Genomic DNA, 2,274 nt, shown 5'->3' on the forward strand with positions numbered 1-2,274 from the left:
TCCTATATTACACCTCTATATAATAATAGTCAACATTTCTTTTTCATTTTCTAAAAAAAAATTCCACACACTCATACCTCATCTTTATTTTACATATATATATAATCAAGATACATGAAAGGAGTGCATCAATTGTTGGATCCTTCCTTATTACACATCATTAGTACTAATGCAAGAAGCCCACACTATCATAGAAACTTTCCTCTCATTCTATTTTGGAGTCAAAAAAGTGGTTGTACTTCCCTTGCTAAGTGGTTTTTTTACCAGATTGATTTATTACAAACAGCTTTAAACTATCACCCCTTCATCCATAATTTCGAATATGAAATATACAAAAGTACACTGGCCTATAATATACGGCTAAGTGTAGCACTACGAGATAAACAAAAGGAAACTTTCAAACTGGTTCGCAATCCGTTTAGAAGAGCAGTCAGTTCTTTCGTGTCCTTAATTGCACCTCCTTATGTAGAAAATGAAGAATGGAAACCCATTCGAAAGTTTTTATATCAAAATGAAAATTCTCCTAAAGGAATCTCATTCAAACAATTTTTATACTACCTATTTACTAAAGGTGCTCATGCAAATGATATTAACGCTCACTTTACACAACAATATATAGCAGGTGAAGAAGAGTATGTAACCAATTATATATACTTAGAAAATTTCGATCAGGAAATGAAAGAATTAGAAAAACGTTTCGAATTAAAACCTGCACCGATAAATGAGTTTTCAACATCATGGCATCATCAAACCCCTGCCATGATTTATAAAGGGAATTTCAGCGATGCCGATATTACTGATCCTTCATTCCCTCGTCACCCGACTTTTGAAAGCTTTTATGATGATGAATGTATACAGCTCGTCAAAACAATATTTCAAAAAGATTTCGATACATATAGATATAACAAAGAATATCCCTACTAATTTAAGTCCATTATCTTCGCTAAATATAAAAAGATACCTTATACATATATATGAGGTATCTTTTTAACATTTAAACTATATAAAACATACAATTTAACAGTCCCTACTATCCATTTTATTACCCTTTAATAGATTACGTAACTTTTGCTTATCCGCCCATCCTACTCCAATTAAAACTAGACTCCCTCCCATTATTATCTTCCATGTCAGAGATTCATTTAATAGGATAATTGAAGTAATGATACTTATTAACGGCAATCCATTTAAGTACAGTCCACTTATTGATGCTGAGACCGTCTCTAGCGCTTTATTCCAGAACCAATATGCTAAAATTGTTGCCCCAATAACAAGGTATACTACACTAAATCCAATCTTCCATGTTTCGATTTTTGGGAAACCATAGTAAAAAATTTCTATCATTGCAAATGGCAACACAATAGCTACACCTATCATTAGTGTTACTGTAGTGAAAACTTTATTAGATAAACGTCGTTCTTGTTTTGGCCGTTTTAACAAAACTGTGTAGAACGCAAATAAAAAGGTACTTAATAAAATAAGTATATCTCCTATTAAAGACACCTCTTGATTAGTATCGCTAGATGGAATTGTAATAAAGAGCACTCCTATAGCGCCCAACATAATTCCGATCCAATAATCCATCTGAATTTTCTCTTTCAGAAAGAACGCTGAAAAAAGAATTGTAACTAATGGCAATGCAGCATCAATAATACTAACATGTAATCCACTTGTTAAAGAAATACCATAGGATGTGAACATAAAGTACCCAGCTACACCAGTAAAAGACAGTAAACTCATTCTTTTCCACGGAATATGTTTATGTATAACTGCTTTTTGTAGTTCGTTAAATGAGAAAAGCATACAAATTCCACCCGCAAAGAAAAGACGAATAAATAACAAAGTAAACGGTTGAATGGATTCTAATGCCCATTTCGTTGGTGCAATGGCTGTCCCCCATAATATAACAGCCACTAATAACATGCATATTTCTTTCATAATCCCCCACACCCATCAAAAAATATATGTTAACTACCTTAATTATAGATTTTTTCTTATGTAAAATCCCTTAAAAATACAAAAAGATTAAGTGAAAAAGAACTGGATAGCTATTTTTCACTTAATCTTTTCATATAAGATCAAAAACATTATTGTTCATTCGACAACTAAATTAACATAAAAAGGCAATCCTTACCTTCAATTTATATTTAAACGTATTACTTTATCATCCGAATTTTATTTTATACCGTTTCTATTTCATTCTTTTTTTCATCTTCAGGGTTATTAAATTTATGGATTTTAACCTTCGGTAAATAAAAATAAACACAAAAAAAC

General features: G+C 31.3%; 2 protein-coding genes. One reads left to right on the forward strand and one right to left on the reverse strand.

All coding sequences use genetic code 11. The annotated features are described in order from the left end of the window. The first annotated feature begins 132 nt into the window (after nucleotides 1-132). Entirely contained in the window at nucleotides 133-924 is a 792-nt protein-coding gene (locus tag B5P42_RS31410) for a sulfotransferase family 2 domain-containing protein (protein WP_113736074.1), read from the forward strand. A gap of 93 nt (nucleotides 925-1,017) precedes the next feature. Here B5P42_RS31410 and B5P42_RS31415 read toward each other — a convergent pair whose 3' ends face one another. Continuing rightward, a complete protein-coding gene (locus tag B5P42_RS31415) occupies nucleotides 1,018-1,938 on the reverse strand; it encodes a DMT family transporter (protein WP_113736075.1) in 921 nt (306 codons plus the stop codon). Nucleotides 1,939-2,274 lie beyond the last annotated feature (336 nt).

The sequence above is a fragment of the Bacillus sp. SRB_331 genome, assembly GCF_003264175.1.
Taxonomy (GTDB): domain Bacteria; phylum Bacillota; class Bacilli; order Bacillales; family Bacillaceae_G; genus Bacillus_A; species Bacillus_A mycoides.

Coding starts and splice junctions, on each gene's coding strand:
- B5P42_RS31415 (WP_113736075.1), bottom strand. CDS start 1,938: ATGAAAGAAATATGCATGTTATTAGTGGCTGTTATATTATGGGGGACA.